Source organism: Comamonas sp. BIGb0124, from assembly GCF_003752175.1.
Lineage (GTDB): Bacteria > Pseudomonadota > Gammaproteobacteria > Burkholderiales > Burkholderiaceae_C > Comamonas_F.
On sequence record NZ_RJVF01000016.1, the window covers coordinates 67925 to 85417 of the forward strand.

Here is a 17493-nt window from a genome sequence, read left to right on the forward strand (position 1 = left end):
TACGGCCATCCATGACATCCAAAGCCAGAAACAAGCCCGGCGCCCCGGCGGCGTCCGTGCCGGCATCCAAACACGAGATCCGGCCGGGACAGTCCATCGAACTGCTCAAGGAACTGCACATCCTCACGCGGGACGGCCAGCTCAACCAGGACAGCCGCCGCAAGCTCAAGCAGGTCTACCATCTGTTCCAGTTCATCGAGCCCTTGCTGCGCGAGGTGCTGGCCGAACACGGGCAAGTGCGCCTGGTCGACCATGGCGCAGGCAAGTCCTACCTCGGTTTCATCCTGTACGACCTGTTCTTCAAGTCGCAGGCCCCGGGTGCCGCCGGCCACATCTACGGCGTCGAGACCCGCGACGAACTGGTGACGCGTTCGCGCGAGCTCGCGCAGCGTCTGGGCTTTGCGCCCGGCATGAGTTTTCTGAATGCCAGCGTGGCCGAGTCCATGCAGTCCGATGCCCTGCCCGAGCGGCTGGACATCGTCACCGCGCTGCACGCCTGCGATACGGCAACGGACGACGCCATCCGCTTTGGCCTGGCCCGCGGCGCGCAGCACATGGTGCTGGTGCCTTGCTGCCAGGCCGAAGTCGCCGCGCACCTGCGTGCGGGCAAGGGCGCGGCGATCCAGCGCAACCCCATGGCCGAACTGTGGCGCCATCCCTTGCACACCCGTGAATTCGGCAGCCAGCTCACCAATGTGCTGCGCTGCCTGCAGCTCGAGTCGCATGGCTATCAGGTCAGCGTGACCGAACTGGTGGGTTGGGAGCATTCGATGAAGAACGAGCTGATCGTGGCCACGCGCAAGCCCGGCGTGGCACGCCGCCGCGCCGGCCAGCGGCTCGAGGAGATGCTGGCCACCGTCGGACTGAACGACATGCGGCCCCGGTTCTTCACGCCGCTGCTCGACGGCACGGCGGGCGATGCCGACGAAGCGGTCGCCGATCTGAAAGGTGCCGCACAGCATGGGTGAGCGCATTGGAGCAAGGCGTGTCGCCATCGTGGGCGCAGGCCCGGCCGGACTCATGGTGGCCGAGGTGCTGGCGCGCGCCATGCAGCACGAGCCGCTGGCGGTGGATGTGTACGACGCCATGCCGTCGGCCGGGCGCAAGTTTCTGCTGGCCGGCATCGGCGGGCTGAACCTCACGCACAGCGAGCCGTTCGACGACTTCGTGCGGCGCTTTGGTCCGCGCCAACGGGCCTTGAGCGACTGGCTGGGCCATTTCGGCCCGGACGAAGTGCAACTGTGGGCCTCCGATCTCGGCGTCGAGACCTTTGTCGGCAGTTCGGGCCGGATCTTTCCGCGCGACATGAAAGCAGCGCCGTTGCTGCGGGCCTGGCTGGCTCGCCTGCGCGCGGCCGGCGTCCGTTTCCATCACCGCCACCGCTGGCTGGGCTGGCCCGATGCGCAGCCGGTCGAAGGGGCGGCGCCCGGCGACTCCGGCCGGCCCCTGCGTTTTGCCACCCCCGAGGGCGAGCGCGAGATTCAGGCCGACGTCGTGGTGCTGGCCTTGGGCGGCGGCAGCTGGGCCCGATTGGGCTCGGACGGCGCCTGGGTGGACATACTCCGCCGCCGGCAAGTGGATGTGGCCCCGCTGGCCCCGGCCAATTGCGGGTTCGACGTGCAGACCCGCACGCCGGAAGGCACGGCCCGCGTCGGCTGGAGCGACCATCTGCGCCAGCGGTTTGCGGGTCATCCGCTCAAGGCGGTTGCCCTGCGCGTGGACGGACTGCGCCAGCCGCGCTTCGAGCGCCGCGGAGAGTTCGTCATCACGCAGTCGGGCATCGAGGGCAGTCTGGTGTATGCGGCCTCGTCGTGGCTGCGCGACGACATCGAGAAGCATGGGCTGGCCAGCCTGACGCTGGATCTGCTGCCCGACCACAGCCCCGAACGGATCATGACCGAACTGCGCCATCCCCGCGGGGCGCGCTCGTTCTCCAGCCACCTCAAGACCCGGCTGGGCCTGCATGGCGCCAAGGCGGCGCTGCTGTACGAGATGCTCAGCCGCGAACAACTGGCCGATCCGGTCTGGCTGGGGGCGGCGATCAAGGCCTTGCCGCTGAACCTGGTGGCGCCACGTCCGCTGGACGAGGCCATCAGCACCGCCGGCGGCGTGCGCCTCGAAGCCATGACGCCCGGCCTGATGCTCAAGCGTGCCCCGGGCGTGTTCTGCGCCGGCGAGATGCTGGATTGGGAAGCGCCGACCGGCGGTTATCTGCTCACGGCCTGCCTGAGCAGCGGCCGCGTGGTGGGCGGCTCCGTGCTCGACTGGCTGCACGGGCAGCCGGCGCGCCAGGATTGAGCGGGCCGGCTGCCGGGCTCAGGGCGACGGTGTGGCCGGCTGCCCGCCTGTCGCGGCCCCGTCGACCGCAGCCGGCATGCCGATCACCTGGCCCTCCTGGCGGGGCTTGGTCAGCGGCTGCGGCTTGACGATGTTGCCGCGCATCAGGTTGCGTCCGGCTTTCATGTCGCCGTTGGCGCACTGCAACTCGAACCGCTCGATGTCCTTGCGGCGCACGTCTTCCGTGATGTCGGCGGCTTCATCCGCAGGCACATCCAGGGCGCGCAGTGCCGCTTCGCCGAACAGCAGGGCCGATTCCAGCGTCTCGCGGATCTGATAGTCCACGTCCAGCTCCACGAGCTTGAGCGCATGGCCGCGGTCGAAGGCCCGCACCAGCAGCTTGGCCTGGGGGAATTCGTGGTGCACGAGTTCGGCGGCCCGCAGGGTGTCCTCGGGCTTGTCGGTGCACACCAGGATGGCCTGGGCCGTGGCGGCGCCGCTGGCGTGCAGCACGTCGAGCCGGGTGCCGTCGCCGTAGTACACCTTGAAGCCGAATCCGGCCGCAGCCTCGATCATGCCGGTGTCGTTGTCGATGATGCTGACCTCCACGCCGCGCGCGAGCAGGGATTGGCAGGCGACCTGGCCGAAGCGGCCGAAGCCGATGATGAGCACCGTGCCGGTGAGGCCGCTGGCTGCCTCGATGCCCTCGAGGGCCGGCTTGGGCCGGGGCGCCAGCCGGCGCACGGCAATCACGGCCAGCGGCGTGAACGCCATCGACAGCACCACGATGGCCGTCAGGTTGGCGGCGGTCTGCGCGTCGATCACGCGGGCCGACAAGGCTGCGGCGAACAGCACGAAGGCAAATTCACCGCCCTGCGCCATCAGCACGGCGCGGTCGAGCGCATCGGCCGCGCTGGCCCGGGTGAGCCGCGCCACGGCATAGATGCCGGCGGCCTTGGCCGCCATGAAGACCAGCACGCCCGCCAGCACCGTGGGCCAGGCTGCGGCCACCACCGGCAGATCCAGGGCCATGCCCACGCCGAGGAAGAACAGGCCCAGCAAGATGCCGCGGAAGGGTTCGATGTCGGCCTCGATCTGGTGCCGGAAGGTCGAGCCCGACAGCAGCACGCCGGCCAGGAAGGCCCCCATGGCCATGGACAGCCCGCCCCATTGCATCAGCAGCGCCGAGCCCAGAACCACCAGCAGCGCGGCCGCCGTCATCACCTCGCGGGCCTTGGCTTGCGCCAGCACCCTGAACATGGGGTTGAGCAGCCACAGGCCGGCAGCCACCAGGGCGGCGAGCGAGCCGATGGCGATCAGCACGCCCTGCCAGGCCGGCTGCTCGGAATGCGACAACTCGGGCGACATGAAGGCCACCAAGGCCAGCAGGGGCACGATCAGCAGGTCCTCGAACAGCAGGATGGCGACGATGCGCTGGCCGCGCGGCAGATTGATGTCGCCGCGTTCGCCCAGCAGTTGCATGACGATGGCCGTCGAGGTGAGCACGAAGCCGCAGGCCCCGATGAAAGCCGCCGCCGGCGGCCAGCCCAGCAGCCAGGCCGCCGCGGTGAGCAGGGCGGTGCAGACCGCGATCTGCAGGGTGCCCAGTCCAAAGATCGCGCGCCGCAGGTTCCACAGGTGAGCGGGCCGCATCTCCAGTCCGATGACGAACAGGAACATCACCACGCCCAGATCGGCGATGTGCAGGACCGACTGGGAGTCGGAAAAGATGCCGATCCCGAACGGGCCGATGAGCAGCCCGGCGCACAGGTAGCCCAGCACGGAGCCGAGGCCCAGCCGCCTGAAGAGCGGCACGGCGACGACGGCTGCGGCCAGCAGGGTCACGGCCTGGACAAGGTGGTGGGCGGTTTGGCCTTCGATCGCCATGGGAAACTCCGGTGGGTTGCGGGACAGGGACGCACCGGGGTGCGCAGCGCGTGCATCATGCCAGCACTCGGCAGGCCGGGGGCCGATTTCCGGGCTGTGATGCGGATGCCGTCCTACCGGGCACCCGGGGCGTGCATGCACAATGCAGGCATGCTTTCAGCCTCCATCTCCCCGTCCTTCGAACACGTGAAACCTGCCGAGTCCGTCCTTCGTGGGCCGGGTCGCCGCCGAGGCGTCCGGGGCTTTCTGCTGGCGCGGGCCTGCGCCGCTGCGGCCGCCGGTCTGCTGGGCCTGGGCGCCCAGGCCCAGACGGCCACGGCTCCTGCCGCGGCCCCGGTGCTGGATGCCGGCGCCTATCAGGCATGCCTGGCCCGCCTGGCGGCGCAAGCGCCCGACAAGGGCGTCGCGCGCGATGTGTTCCGGTCGGCGCTCGAAGGGGTCCAGCCCGACCCCAGCATCCTGCCCCTGCTCGATGCGCAGCCGGAGTTCAAGACGCCGATCTGGGACTATCTGGCTGCCCTGGTCGACGACGAACGGGTGGCGGACGGGCAGCGCATGCTGGTCCAGTGGCGCGACGTCCTGACGCGTGTGCAGCAGCAATACGGCGTGGATCCGGCCACGGTGGTGGCGGTCTGGGGTGTCGAGAGCAACTACGGCCAGAACTTCGGCGGGCGTCCGCTGCTGTCCTCGCTGTCGACGTTGTCGTGTTTCGGGCGGCGGCAGGCCTATTTCCAGGGCGAGTTGTACGCCACCGTCAAGATCATCCAGGACGAGCATGTGGCGCCCGAGCGGCTGGTCGGCTCGTGGGCGGGGGCTTTCGGCCACACGCAGTTCATGCCCTCGACCTACCTGCGTCTGGCGGTCGACTTCGATGGCGACGGCCGGCGCGACCTGGTCGACAGCGTGCCGGATGCGCTGGCCTCCACGGCCAACTTCCTGGCCAAGGCCGGCTGGCACGACGATCTGGCCTGGGGTTACGAGGTCAGGCTGCCGGCCGGCTTCGATGCCGGCGTGGCCGGCCGCCGCAACAAGCAGCCGATGAGCCGCTGGACGGCGCTGGGCGTGCTGCGCGTCGACGGCTCGACCCTGCCGGCCGGCTCGGCTCCGGCGGCCTTGCTGCTGCCTGCGGGCGCCCAGGGTCCGGCCTTTGTGGTGACGCGCAATTTCGACGCGATCTTTTCGTACAACGCGGCCGAAAGCTACGGCCTGGCCATTGCCCATCTGTCGGACCGGCTGCGCGGCGGAAGCCGTTTCGTGACGCCCTGGCCCACCGACGACGCCGGTCTTTCGCGCGCCGAGCGCCGGGAACTGCAAGGTCTGCTCATCATGCGCGGACACGACATCGGTTCGCCCGACGGCATCATCGGCGCCAAGACACGGGAGGCCATCGGTGCCGAACAGACGCGGCTGGGGCTGACCGCCAATGGCCGGGCGGGCCAGAAGATTCTGCAGGCGTTGCGTCCGTCCTGAGCCGCGTCGGATCCCCTGCCGCATGCAGGGCCCGAGAAGGATCAGCGGGCGGCCGCCGCCACGGGCCGCGCGGCGACCAGTTCGGCCAGCCGGAACAGCGCGTGCTGCACCGTGGCCAGGCGCACGGCCTGACGGTCACCGGGAAACCGGCGGCTTTCGGCCAGCACCCGTTTGCCCACGGCATAACCAAAACACACCAGGCCGACCGGCTTGTCCGGCGTGGCGCCGCCCGGTCCGGCAATCCCGCTGACGGCGACTGCGACCTGCGCATGCGAGCGCCGCACGGCTGCGGAAGCCATGTCGAGCACCACCGCTTCGCTCACCGCGCCGTGCTGGTCCAGGGTTTCGTAGGGCACGCCCAGCACTTCGGCCTTGGCGGCGTTGGAGTAGGTGACGAATCCGCGCTCGAACCACTGGCTGGAACCGGCCAGCTCGGTGCAGGCGCCTGCGATCAGGCCGCCGGTGCAGCTTTCGGCCGTGGCCATCATCCAGCCGCGCGCCAGCAGCAGCTCGGACAGCGCAGCGGCCAGCGCGGGAATGGCGATGCCGGTCTCGGGCAACACGGGGTCGTGTCCGGCGGCCGGCGAGGCGGGATCGGGTGAGGCTTCGGGATTCATGGCAATGGCGCGCTTTCGGCAGATGACGCGAGGACGGTCCATTCTCGCGCAAAGCGTGACCGGCCACTGACGCGGGGCTGACGCACGGCCGGGCCCGGTTTGCCATGACCGGGAAAAACGGCGGGGACGAGTTCAGGACACCGCAAAACGCCAGGCGGCAATCACCAGCAAGGTGCAGAAGGCGGCCACCAGATCGTCGAACATGATGCCGAAGCCGCCGCGTGCGCCCGCTCCCTTGAAGGTCTGGTCGGCCCAGCGCACGGGCTGCGGTTTGGCTGCATCGAAGAACCGGAACAGCACGAAGGCGCAAAGCTGTGCCAGCCAGCCGGCCGGGGTGATGAGCCAGAGCACCAGCCAGAAGGCGACGACCTCGTCCCAGACGATGGCGCCCGGGTCGTCGCGCTTGAGGTGGCGCGCCGTGGCCGTGCAGGCCACCCAGCCCACCGGCAGCGAGACCAGGATGAGCCAGCCCATCTGCGCCTCGTTGAGCAGCAGATTGAGCAGCTCGAACACGCCCCAGGCCCACAGCGTGCCGACGGTGCCGGGGGCGATGGGCGAGAGGCCGGCGCCGAAGGCCAATGCCACCAGGTGGGCCGGGTGGGCGCACAGGAAACGGCCGTCGAGTTTCGGCCCCTGAGGTGCGGGGGGCGACTCGGGTCGGGTCGGGTCGGGCGAGGTGGCGGAGGCGCGCGGCTTGAACAGTGACATGCCGATATTGTCGCGACAAAACACGGGGCCGCTCCAGCGGCATGCGATGCTTGCCATGGATCCGGTCACTGGGTGCATAATCGCGGCACAAGCTTATGAACAGACTTTCTGCCATCCTGCCCTTGGCCCAGGTCCTCGTCGACGTGGATGCCACCAGTAAAAAGCGCGCTTTCGAGGAAGCGGGCCTGCTGTTCGAGAGCCAGCACGGGCTGAGCCGCGCGCTGGTGACCGACAGCCTGTTCGCGCGAGAGCGATTGGGGTCGACCGGGCTGGGCCACGGCGTGGCCATTCCGCATGGCCGCATCAAGGGGCTGAAGTCGCCCATGGCCGCGGTTCTGCGCCTCGAGAAACCCATCGGATTCGACGCCCCCGACGAGCAGCCGGTCAACCTGCTGATCTTCCTGCTCGTGCCCGAGGCCGCCACGCAGAAGCACCTGGAGATCCTCTCGGAGATCGCCGAACTGCTCAGCGACAGCGTGCTGCGCGAAAAGATCCGCAGCGCCTGCGATGTGGCCACTCTCTACGGTCTGATTGCCAATTGGCAGCCGACGGTTACCGCGGCCTGATTTTTTTGTCGACGGTGTATCCATGAAACCCACGGCCGTCAGTGCCGATGCGCTGTTCGAGGATCACCGGGCTTCGCTGCAGTGGCAGTGGCTGGCGGGTCAAGGCGCCAGCGAGCGCCGTTTCGACGAAGTCGCGGTGCGCGAAGCGACGTCGGGCGCCGATCTCGTCGGTTACCTCAACTACATCCATCCCTACCGGCTGCAGATCCTGGGCGGTCGCGAGCTGGCGCACATCACGGCCGATACGCCCGAGGATACGGCGCGCCGCATCTCGCGCATCCTGACACTCGAGCCGCCCGCGCTGATCCTGGCCGATGGCCAGTCCGCGCCGGACATCCTGCTGGCCATGTGCGAACGGGCGCAGATCCCGCTGTTCGCCACGCCGGAATCCGCCGCTTTCGTGATCGATGTGCTGCGGGCCTATCTCTCCAAGCACTTCGCCGACCGCACCACCATGCACGGCGTGTTCATGGACATTCTGGGCCTGGGCGTGCTGATCACCGGCGAGTCCGGCCTGGGCAAGAGCGAACTGGGGCTGGAGCTCATTTCTCGCGGCAACGGGCTGGTGGCCGACGATGCCGTCGACCTCTACCGCATCAACCAGACCACGATCGAAGGCCGCTGTCCGGATCTGCTGCAGAACCTGCTCGAGGTGCGCGGCATCGGCCTGCTCGACATCCAGGCCATCTTCGGCGAGACCGCGGTGCGCCGCAAGATGCGGCTCAAGATGATCGTGCACCTGGTGCGGCGCGAAACGCTGGAGCGTGAGTACGACCGCCTGCCGCACGAGCCGCTGACCCAGAACGTGCTCGGTGTGCCCGTGCGCAAGGTGGTGATCCAGGTCGTGGCCGGGCGCAACATCGCCGTGCTGGTCGAGGCTGCCGTGCGCAACGCCATCCTGCAGCTGCGCGGCATCAATACCTATGACCAGTTCGTCGAGCGCCACCGCAAGGCCATGGAACGCGGCGATTAGCCCGGCGCGAACGCCAGGGCAGACGCCATGGCATCCGAGGGCCATCGGGCCCGGACAAAAAAAACGGCGCCCTGAGCGCCGCTTTGCCGTCGAGGCCGATGCCTGAGGGGATCAGCCCTTGGCCTTGCCCTTGAGGTCGACCTTGCCCTGGTTGTAGTCGGGGGCCAGGCCGTACAGGACGATGGTGTGGTCCTGCAGCGTCCAGCCGCGTTCCTTGGCGATGGCCTGCAGGCGCTTTTCGATCTCGGCGTCGTAGAACTCTTCCACATGGCCGGTTGCGGTGCACACCAGGTGGTCGTGCGGCTGGCCTTCGTTGAGTTCGTAGACGGCTTTGCCGCTTTCGAAATTGCGGCGGCTCAGGATGCCGGCCTGTTCGAACTGCGTGAGCACGCGGTAGACGGTGGCCAGGCCGATGTCGGAGCGGTCGTCCAGCAGCAGGCGGAAGACGTCTTCGGCCGTCATGTGGCGCTGCGGGCCCTTCTGGAAGATCTCGAGGATCTTCAAGCGTGGCAGCGTGGCCTTCAGGCCGGTGCTCTTGAGTTCTTCGATGTTGTTGCTCATGGATGTGCCCTAGTCGGGGGATATCTTGTGGTCTGGATCAGGTCTGGATGCAGCGGGGCGGTGCAGGCCCGCCGCCCGATGTTCGGGGTGTGAAACCTCTTGAAACCACGCGGAACCACGGGCTCGAAGAGGCTTTACAAGCTGCCGCTACAATGGGTCGATCATATCGTCACATTGAGGCTATGTCTTTTTTTCTCCTCCGCAAAGCCCGTGTCATCCTGCCTCTGGGCTTGTGTGTGCTGCTCGCAGCCTGCTCCACCGCCGACCGCGCCAGCCATCGGCTGGTGGATTGGGTGACGCCTTACAAGGCCGACGTCATCCAGGGCAACGTCGTGACGGCCGAGCAAGCCAAACAGCTGCAGCCCGGCATGACCCGCAACCAGGTCCGCGGCCTGCTGGGCACGCCGCTGCTGGCCAGCGTCTTCCACCAGGACCGCTGGGATTACGTCTTCACCATCCGGCGCCAGGGCATCGAGCCCCTGGAACGCAAGTTCACGGTGTTTTTCGACGGCGATCGCCTGACCCGCTTCGAGGGCGATTCGCTGCCCAGCGAGACCGAGTTCGCGACGCTGGTCCAGCCGCCGCTTGAAAAGGTCAAGGTGCCCGAGCTGTCGGCGACGCCCGGCCAGCTCAAGTCGTTCGAGCCCAAGGCCGGCCAGCCCGCCGCCAATGCGCCGGCACCCGGCACCACCGGTCCGGCGCGCCAGAGCTACCCCCCGCTCGAGCCCTGAGGGCGGACGGGCGACCTGTACGCCCGTGTCCGCGCCTTCGGTTTTCCATCATCGACAACGAACAGAGATAAGCATGCACAAGATCGCCATTGCCGGCGTGAGCGGCCGCATGGGTCGCACCCTGATCGAAGCCGTCAGCGCCGCCGATGACTGCGCGCTGAGCGGCGCCCTGAGCCTGCAGGCCGCCTCGGCCGGCGGCGACGCCACGGCCTTCCTGGGCCGCAACAGCGGCGTGGCGGTCACGGCCGATCTGCGTGCCGGTCTGGCGGGTGCCGACGCGATCATCGATTTCACGCGGCCCGAGGGCACGCTGGCCTTTCTGCCGCTGTGCCGCGAGCTGGGCGTGAACATGGTGATCGGCACCACCGGCTTCACCGACGAGCAGAAGGCGCTGATCGCCGAAGCCTCGCGCGACATCGCCATCGTGCTGTCGCCCAACATGAGCGTGGGCGTGAACGTGACCTTCAAGCTGCTCGAGATGGCGGCCAAGGCGCTGTCGACCGGCTACGACATCGAGATCGTCGAGGCGCATCACCGTCACAAGGTCGATGCGCCTTCGGGCACCGCGCTCAAGATGGGCGAGGTCATCGCCGAGGCGCTGGGCCGGGATCTCAAGGACTGCGCGGTCTACGACCGGCATGGCGTGACCGGCGAGCGCGACCCGTCCAGCATCGGCTTCGCCACCGTGCGCGGCGGCGACATCGTGGGCGACCACACCGTGCTGTTTGCCGGCACGGGCGAGCGCATCGAGGTCACCCACAAGTCGTCGAGCCGGGCCACCTATGCCCAGGGCAGCCTGCGCGCGGTGCGTTTCCTGGCGGGGCGCAACAGCGGCCTGTACGACATGTTCGACGTGCTGGGCCTGCGCTGACGCGCCCGTGCCCGCCCCGGCAGCCGGGCTGCCCCTGCCGTGCCTTCGCCCCTTGCCGGGTGAAGGCATTCTTTTTTGAGAGGACGCCTCAATTCGGCGTTCGCGCGCGCACAGCCTAAAATCGCCCCACGGAATTCCCAGGGCCCGTACACCGGCCCGGCTTCGCACCGGCGAAGCGACCTCCATCACGATCATGCAAGACACCTTCAATCCACAAGACATCGAGCGCGCCGCCCACGCCGACTGGACCGCCCGCGACGCCTACCGCGTGACGGAAGACGCCGGCAAGGACAAGTTCTACGCCTGCTCCATGCTGCCGTACCCCAGCGGCAAGCTGCACATGGGCCATGTGCGCAACTACACCATCAACGACATGCTGACGCGGCAGTTGCGCATGAAGGGCTACAACGTGCTCATGCCCATGGGCTGGGACGCCTTCGGCCTGCCGGCCGAGAACGCCGCGCTCAAGAACGGCGTGCCGCCGGCGCAGTGGACGTACGACAACATCGCCTACATGAAGAAGCAGATGCAGGCGATGGGGCTGGCCATCGACTGGTCGCGCGAAGTGGCGACCTGCGATCCTTCCTATTACAAGTGGAACCAGTGGCTGTTCCTGAAGATGCTGGAGAAAGGCATTGCCTACCGCAAGACGCAGGTCGTGAACTGGGATCCGGTGGACCAGACCGTGCTGGCCAACGAGCAGGTCATCGACGGCAAGGGCTGGCGCACCGGCGCGGTGGTGGAGAAACGGGAGATCCCGGGCTACTACCTCAAGATCACGGACTACGCCGAGGAACTGCTGGACCACGTGCAGAACCGGCTGCCGGGCTGGCCCGAGCGCGTGCGCCTGATGCAGGAAAACTGGATCGGCAAGAGCGAAGGCGTGCGTTTTGCGTTCCCGCACGAGATCCTGGGCGACGACGGCCAACCGATCCAGGATGGCCGCCTCTATGTCTTCACCACGCGTGCCGACACCGTCATGGGCGTGACGTTCTGCGCCGTGGCCCCCGAGCACCCGCTGGCCCAGCACGCCGCGCGTGACAACGCCGAGCTCGCGCGCTTCATCGAGGAGTGCAAGAAGGGCGGCACCACCGAGGCCGAACTGGCGCTGCGCGACAAGGAAGGCCAGCCTACGGGCCTGTTCGTGACGCACCCGCTGACGGGCGATCGCATCGAGGTCTGGGTCGGCAACTACGTGCTGATGAGCTACGGCGACGGCGCGGTCATGGGCGTGCCTGCGCACGACGAGCGTGACTTCGCCTTTGCCAACAAGTACGGCCTGCCGATCCGGCCGGTGGTGGCAGTCGAGGGCGAGACCTTCGACAGCACACGCTGGGCCGACTGGTACGGCGACAAGCAGCAGGGCCGCACGGTCAACTCGGGCCGCTTCGACGGTCTGGGCTACAAGGATGCGGTCAACGACGTGGCCGCCGAGCTGATCAAGCTGGGCCTGGGCGACAAGAAGACCACCTGGCGCCTGCGCGACTGGGGCGTGAGCCGCCAGCGCTACTGGGGCACGCCCATCCCGATCATCCACTGCGAGGACTGCGGCGCGCAACCCGTGCCCGAGCAGGACTTGCCCGTGGTGCTGCCCACCGACCTGGTGCCCGACGGCAGCGGCAACCCGCTGCTCAAGTCCGAAGCCTTCCACGCCGGCGTGGTCTGCCCGTGCTGCGGCAAGCCCGCGCGGCGCGAGACCGACACCATGGACACCTTCGTGGACTCGTCGTGGTATTTCATGCGTTATTGCGATCCCCGCAACGACCAGGCCATGGTGGCCGACGGCGCCGACTACTGGATGCCGATGGACCAGTACATCGGTGGCATCGAGCACGCCATCCTGCACCTGCTGTATGCACGTTTCTGGACCAAGGTGATGCGTGACCTGGGCCTGGTGAAGGTCGACGAGCCCTTCACCAAGCTGCTGACGCAGGGCATGGTGCTCAACCATATCTACTCGCGCCGTACCGAGAAGGGCGGCAAGGAGTATTTCTGGCCGCACGACATCGAGCACGTGCTCGACGAAGGCGGCAAGATCGTGGGCGCGCGGCTCAAGAACGCCGTGGGCGCGCTGCCGGTCGGCACGGTCATCGACTACGAGGGCGTGGGCACCATGTCCAAGTCCAAGAACAACGGGGTCGATCCGCAGGAGCTCATCGAGCGCTACGGCGCCGACACGGCGCGCCTCTACACGATGTTCACCGCGCCGCCGGAAGCCACGCTGGAGTGGAACGACTCGGCCGTGGAAGGCAGCTACCGTTTCCTGCGGCGTGTCTGGGGCTACGGCGCCAAGCTGCATGCGGTGCTGCCGGGTGGCGTGGCTGCGGCGCTCGAGGGCCTGCCGGCCGTGGAAGCCAAGGCCGACAAGGCGCTGCGCCTGGACGTGCACACGGTGCTCAAGCAGATCGACTACGACTACCAGCGCATGCAGTACAACACGGTGGTCTCGGGCGCCATGAAGCTGCTCAACGCGCTGGAAGGCCACAAGTCGCCCGAAACGGCCGGTGGCCAGGCCGCTGCGGCCGAGGGCCTGGGCATCCTGTTGCGCACGCTCTATCCGGTGACGCCGCACATCGCCCATGCGATGTGGCGCGAGCTGGGCTACGAGGCGCGCTTCGGCGACCTGCTCGACGCGCCCTGGCCCACGGTCGACGAGGCCGCGCTGGTGCAGGACGAGATCGAGCTGATGCTGCAGATCGGCGGCAAGCTGCGCGGCTCGATCAGCGTGCCCGCCGGTGCCGACAAGGCCGCGATCGAAGCCATGGCGCTGGCCAGCGAGGCCTATGCCAAGTTTGCCGAGGGTGCACAGCCCAAGAAAGTGATCGTGGTGCCCGGGCGCCTGATCAATATCGTGATTTGAGGGACTGCGCATGGCTGTCCGTCTGTCTTTCCGCCTTGCGTCCGCCTGAGGAATGTCCATGAGTTCTGCTGATTCGCGCCGCCTGCCTGTTCCCGGGCCCCTGACCCGCCGCTCGCTGCTGCGCCTGGCGCTGTTGCCGGCTGCGGCGGCCGGCCTTTCGGCCTGCGGCTTCCAGCTGCGTGGCGTCATGACGTTCTCGTTCTCGTCGCTGTTTTCGGGCTTTCCCGATACGTCGGATATGGGCGAGTACTTTCTGCAGTCGATGGCCGTCAGCGCGCCCAGCGTCAGGATCCTGACGCTGCCGCAGGAGCGTGCGCAGGCCCAGGTGATCCTGGATGTGCTGGAAGAGCGGCGAGCCAAGACCGTGGCCACCTACAACGCGGCAGGCGAGGCGCGCGAGTTCACGCTGCGTTCCACGCTGCGTTTTCAGCTGCGGGCGGCGGACGGCCAGTTGCTGATCGGACCGACTCCGCTGGGGCAGTCCCGCGACATGAGTTTCACCGAGAGCGCCGCGCTGGCCAAGGAGATGGAAGAACAGGCGCTGTTCCGCGACATGGAGGCCGATCTCGTGCAGCAACTCATGCGCCGTCTGGCCGCCGTGAAGCTGTAATGGCGTAGCCCCATGCAGATTCCAGCCCCCCAGCTACCGGCCCAGTTGCAGCGCGGCCTGCGCTCGCTCTACACCCTGCATGGCGACGAGCCGCTGCTGATTCAAGAAGCCGGCGACGCGATCCGGCAGGCTGCGCGTGCCCAGGGCTATACCGAACGCACCGTTCACACGGTTTCGGGGGCGCATTTCGACTGGAGCGAGGTGATGGCCGCCTGCGGCTCGCTGTCTCTGTTCGCCGACAAGCAGATCGTGGAGGTGCGCATTCCGACCGGCAAGCCGGGCAAGGAAGGCAGCGTCGCGATCCAGCAACTGGCCGAACAGGCCCAGGGCAACGACGGCACGCTGCTGCTGTTCATGCTGCCGCGCCTGGACAAGGCGACCCGCACGGGGGCCTGGTTTTCCGCGCTGGATGCCCATGGCGCCACCGTGCAGGTCGATGCGGTCGATCGCCGCGCGCTGCCGCAATGGATCGCGCAGCGCCTGGCGCTGCAGGGCCAGCGTGTGGTGGCCGGCGAGCAGGGGCAGTTCGCGCTGCAGTTCTTTGCCGATCGGGTGGAGGGCAATCTGCTGGCGGCGCACCAGGAGATCCAGAAGCTGGCGCTGCTGCACGGACCGGGCGAGCTCGGTTTCGAACAGATCGAGGCGGCCGTGCTCAATGTCGCGCGGTATGACGTGTTCAAGCTGGCCGAGGCCGTGCTCAGCGGCAACCTCGTGCGCACCCAGCGCATGCTCGACGGCCTGCAGGCCGAGGGCGAGGCCGAGGTGTTGGTGCATTGGGCCCTGGCCGAAGACATCCGCGCGCTCAAGCGTGTGAAGACGGCGCTGGGCGCAGGGCGTCCGCTGCCCATGGCGCTGCGCGACAACCGCATCTGGGGCGTCAAGGAAAAGCTGTTCGAACGCGCGCTGCCGCGCCTGAGCGAGCAGCAGGTCGACCGCCTGGTGGCGGCGGCGCAGCGGGTCGACGGCATCGTCAAGGGGCTGAAGTCGCCCGACTGGCCGCTCGACAGCTGGCAGGCGCTGCACCGGCTCGCCGCACTGGTGTGCCAGGCCGTGGCCGGCCAACGCGCGAGCACCTGAAAGACCCTGACAGAGGCCAGCCGCGCACGGCTGGCCGAGGGGGCGGTGCCGACTTCATTTATACTCATCTTCAGCATAATTGACGGCTCGGCATTTGCTAGTCCAGACGACCCGCAGGCCTGAGCCGCCGCCGTCATGAAAGGGCGAGCCGCCCGCGCCGCGCCGATCACATAGGATGTTTGCATGACTGAAACTGACCCTGCCGCATATGATTTTTCCGCCCAGGTCGGGCATTTGCTGCGCCGTGCCTACCAGCGGCACACGGCGCTGTTCCAGCAGTTCATTCCCGATTCGCAACTGACGGTGGCGCAGTTCGTCGTGCTGTGTGCGCTGCGCGACCAGGGCGGCAGTTCGATGAGCGACATCGTCAAGGCCACCGTGATCGACCAGGCGACCATCCGCGGCGTGATCGACCGGCTCAAGGTGCGCAAGCTCGTGCACGTCGGCCACGATCCCTCGGACCGGCGCAAGGTGGTGGTGGCCCTGACCGACGAGGGCGCCGACATGGTCAGGCAGATGGAGCCGTTTGCGCAGACGATCACCGAACAGACGTTCGGGCCGCTCAACCCGGCCGAACGGGTGGCGCTGGTGTATCTGCTGCGCCGCATGTGCGAGGCCGAGATCGGCGATGCACCGGCCGCCGATCGATCGGCTAATTAGGGTGTTTACGCTTGAATTGTGCAAATGGACGGTTTTTAATTCGAACCGGCAATAAGCACCAGCGTAGTGCATTGAATGCCCATTTGCATGCATTTTTGTTGTGATAAATCAAAGAAAAGCCAAGTCGGTGCTGTTTTTGATTGCTGAAGGTGGGGCAACGCCTGGAATGCTTCTTGCGTTGTAGTTTTGAGCGTACACATTGAATATTGGGTGTGTGCATAAGGGGCACGGCATGCGGGGGCATGCCGGCGTCGTCAATTTCGCTAGGAGATGTCATGAGCACTCGTCAGAACCCCGTTTTGTCCACCCGCGCACGTTGGCTCGGAGCCGCCTGCGCCGCCGTCTTCAGCGTGTCCGCCGGGGCGCAAGGCACGATCAAGATCGGTGAGATCAACAGCTACAAGGCCCAGCCTGTGTTCCTCGATGCGTACAAGCAGGGCATGGCCCTGGCGCTCGAGGAGGCCAATGCGGCCGGTGGCGTCGGCGGCAAGAAGTTCGAACTGGTCACGCGCGACGACAACGCCAATCCCGGCGAGGCCGTGCGCCTGGCCGAAGAGCTGATCTCGCGTGAACGCGTCGACCTGCTGGCGGGCACCTTCCTGTCGCACGTCGGCCTGGCGATGACCGACTACGCCAAGCAGAAAAAGGTGTTTTTCCTGGCCAGCGAAGCGCTGACCGACAAGGTGACCTGGGGCAGCGGCAACGCGTACACCTACCGCCTGCGCACCTCGACCTACATGCTGGCGGCCTCGCTGGTGCCCGAAGCCCTCAAGCTCAAGAAAAAGCGCTGGGCCATCGTCTACCCGAACTACGAGTACGGACAGTCCGCAGCCGATACCTTCAAGAAGCTGATGAAGGCCCAGCAGCCCGACATCGAGTTCGTGACCGAACAGGCCCCGCCTTTGGGCAAGGTCGACGCCGGCAGCGTGGTGCAGGCGATCTCGGATGCCAAGCCCGATGCGGTGTTCAACGCGCTGTTCGGCGCCGACCTGGCCAAGCTGGTGCGCGAGGGCTCGACCCGCGGCACGTTCAAGGACATTCCCGTCGTCAGCGTGCTGACCGGCGAACCCGAATACCTCGAGCCGCTGCGCGACGAGGCGCCGGTGGGCTGGATCGTCACGGGTTACCCCTGGTACAGCATCGATACGCCGGAGCACAAGGCGTTCGTGGCGGCTTACCAGAAGAAGTTCGGCAAGGAAGAGCTGCGCCTGGGTTCGGTCATCGGCTACACGACGATCAAGTCGCTGGTCGAAGGCGTCAAGCGCGCCGGTGGCAAGACCGACAGCGAGTCCATGGCCAAGGCTTTCAGCGGCCTGAAGGTCGCGACGCCTGACGGCCCGATCGAATTCCGTGCGCTCGACCACCAGTCCACGCTGGGCGTGTACGTGGGCAAGGTCGCGCTCAAGGACGGCAAGGGCGTGATGGTGGACTACCACTACGTGCCCGGCGAGAAGCTGCTGCCGTCGGACGACGAAGTGCGCAAGCTGCGCCCGGCGAACTGATCGGGTCGATTCCGGTTCTTTTCCGACCGCATCCGGCTGTGTGCCGGTCCCCGGTGCCTCCCGCACACGGGGCCGGCATCGTATTTGCTCCGCATGGGAATCCTGCCCGGCAGCCTGAGGTTG

General features: G+C 67.5%; 16 protein-coding genes. 12 read left to right on the forward strand and 4 right to left on the reverse strand.

Annotated elements, in window-relative coordinates:
- Positions 1-11 precede the first annotated feature (11 nt).
- Complete coding sequence (locus tag EC845_RS21265; protein ID WP_123300350.1) at positions 12-968, forward strand: SAM-dependent methyltransferase; 957 nt, start codon at positions 12-14, stop codon at positions 966-968.
- Positions 961-2298: a TIGR03862 family flavoprotein gene (locus EC845_RS21270; RefSeq protein WP_123300352.1), complete on the forward strand. Its 1338-nt coding sequence runs from the start codon at positions 961-963 to the stop codon at positions 2296-2298. Before EC845_RS21265 ends, EC845_RS21270 begins: the two co-directional genes overlap by 8 nt.
- Before the next feature lie 18 nt (positions 2299-2316).
- Here the strand turns inward: EC845_RS21270 and EC845_RS21275 are convergent, their stop codons facing one another.
- The gene (locus EC845_RS21275; RefSeq protein ID WP_123300354.1) at positions 2317-4164 is read right to left on the reverse strand and encodes a monovalent cation:proton antiporter-2 (CPA2) family protein; all 1848 of its coding nucleotides are present in this window, start codon (positions 4162-4164) and stop codon (positions 2317-2319) included.
- 150 nt (positions 4165-4314) lie between these two features.
- On the opposite strand from EC845_RS21275, the gene EC845_RS21280 reads away from it, so the two are divergent.
- Positions 4315-5634, forward strand: a complete 1320-nt coding sequence (locus EC845_RS21280; protein ID WP_123300356.1) for a lytic murein transglycosylase — start codon at positions 4315-4317, stop codon at positions 5632-5634.
- A 41-nt stretch (positions 5635-5675) separates the two neighbouring features.
- On the opposite strand, the gene EC845_RS21285 is transcribed toward EC845_RS21280, so the two are convergent.
- Both EC845_RS21285 and EC845_RS21290 read right to left on the reverse strand, forming a co-directional pair.
- Positions 5676-6251 (reverse strand): CinA family protein, encoded by a 576-nt coding sequence (locus tag EC845_RS21285; RefSeq protein ID WP_123300358.1) that lies wholly within the window; start codon positions 6249-6251, stop codon positions 5676-5678.
- 132 nt (positions 6252-6383) lie between these two features.
- Positions 6384-6959, reverse strand: a complete 576-nt coding sequence (locus EC845_RS21290) for a phosphatidylglycerophosphatase A (protein ID WP_123300360.1) — start codon at positions 6957-6959, stop codon at positions 6384-6386.
- Positions 6960-7054: 95 nt separating this feature from the next.
- Between EC845_RS21290 and EC845_RS21295 the strand changes: the two genes are divergently transcribed.
- Together EC845_RS21295 and hprK are read left to right on the forward strand one after the other, a co-directional pair.
- On the forward strand, positions 7055-7525 hold the full coding sequence (locus EC845_RS21295; RefSeq protein ID WP_123300362.1) for a PTS sugar transporter subunit IIA: 471 nt from the start codon (positions 7055-7057) through the stop codon (positions 7523-7525).
- Between the two features lie 22 nt (positions 7526-7547).
- Complete coding sequence (hprK, locus tag EC845_RS21300) at positions 7548-8498, forward strand: HPr(Ser) kinase/phosphatase (RefSeq protein WP_123300364.1); 951 nt, start codon at positions 7548-7550, stop codon at positions 8496-8498.
- Between the two features lie 111 nt (positions 8499-8609).
- Here hprK and fur read toward each other — a convergent pair whose 3' ends face one another.
- Positions 8610-9059 (reverse strand): ferric iron uptake transcriptional regulator, encoded by a 450-nt coding sequence (gene fur / locus EC845_RS21305; protein ID WP_123300366.1) that lies wholly within the window; start codon positions 9057-9059, stop codon positions 8610-8612.
- Between the two features lie 182 nt (positions 9060-9241).
- On the opposite strand from fur, the gene EC845_RS21310 reads away from it, so the two are divergent.
- From EC845_RS21310 to EC845_RS21340, 7 genes are all read left to right on the forward strand, one after another.
- Positions 9242-9790, forward strand: a complete 549-nt coding sequence (locus EC845_RS21310) for an outer membrane protein assembly factor BamE (protein WP_123300368.1) — start codon at positions 9242-9244, stop codon at positions 9788-9790.
- Between the two features lie 73 nt (positions 9791-9863).
- On the forward strand, positions 9864-10661 hold the full coding sequence (gene dapB / locus EC845_RS21315; protein WP_123300370.1) for a 4-hydroxy-tetrahydrodipicolinate reductase: 798 nt from the start codon (positions 9864-9866) through the stop codon (positions 10659-10661).
- Positions 10662-10854: 193 nt separating this feature from the next.
- Positions 10855-13521 carry a leucine--tRNA ligase gene (gene leuS / locus EC845_RS21320; protein WP_123300372.1) on the forward strand — a complete coding sequence of 889 codons (2667 nt, stop codon included), beginning with the start codon at positions 10855-10857 and terminating at the stop codon, positions 13519-13521.
- A gap of 58 nt (positions 13522-13579) precedes the next feature.
- A complete protein-coding gene (lptE, locus tag EC845_RS21325) occupies positions 13580-14131 on the forward strand; it encodes an LPS assembly lipoprotein LptE (RefSeq protein WP_123300374.1) in 552 nt (183 codons plus the stop codon).
- Positions 14132-14143: 12 nt separating this feature from the next.
- Positions 14144-15208: a DNA polymerase III subunit delta gene (gene holA, locus EC845_RS21330; RefSeq protein WP_123300376.1), complete on the forward strand. Its 1065-nt coding sequence runs from the start codon at positions 14144-14146 to the stop codon at positions 15206-15208.
- A gap of 183 nt (positions 15209-15391) precedes the next feature.
- Positions 15392-15868 carry a MarR family winged helix-turn-helix transcriptional regulator gene (locus EC845_RS21335; protein ID WP_123300378.1) on the forward strand — a complete coding sequence of 159 codons (477 nt, stop codon included), beginning with the start codon at positions 15392-15394 and terminating at the stop codon, positions 15866-15868.
- Positions 15869-16143: 275 nt separating this feature from the next.
- Entirely contained in the window at positions 16144-17370 is a 1227-nt protein-coding gene (locus EC845_RS21340; protein ID WP_123300380.1) for an ABC transporter substrate-binding protein, read from the forward strand.
- The last annotated feature ends 123 nt before the right edge of the window (positions 17371-17493 follow it).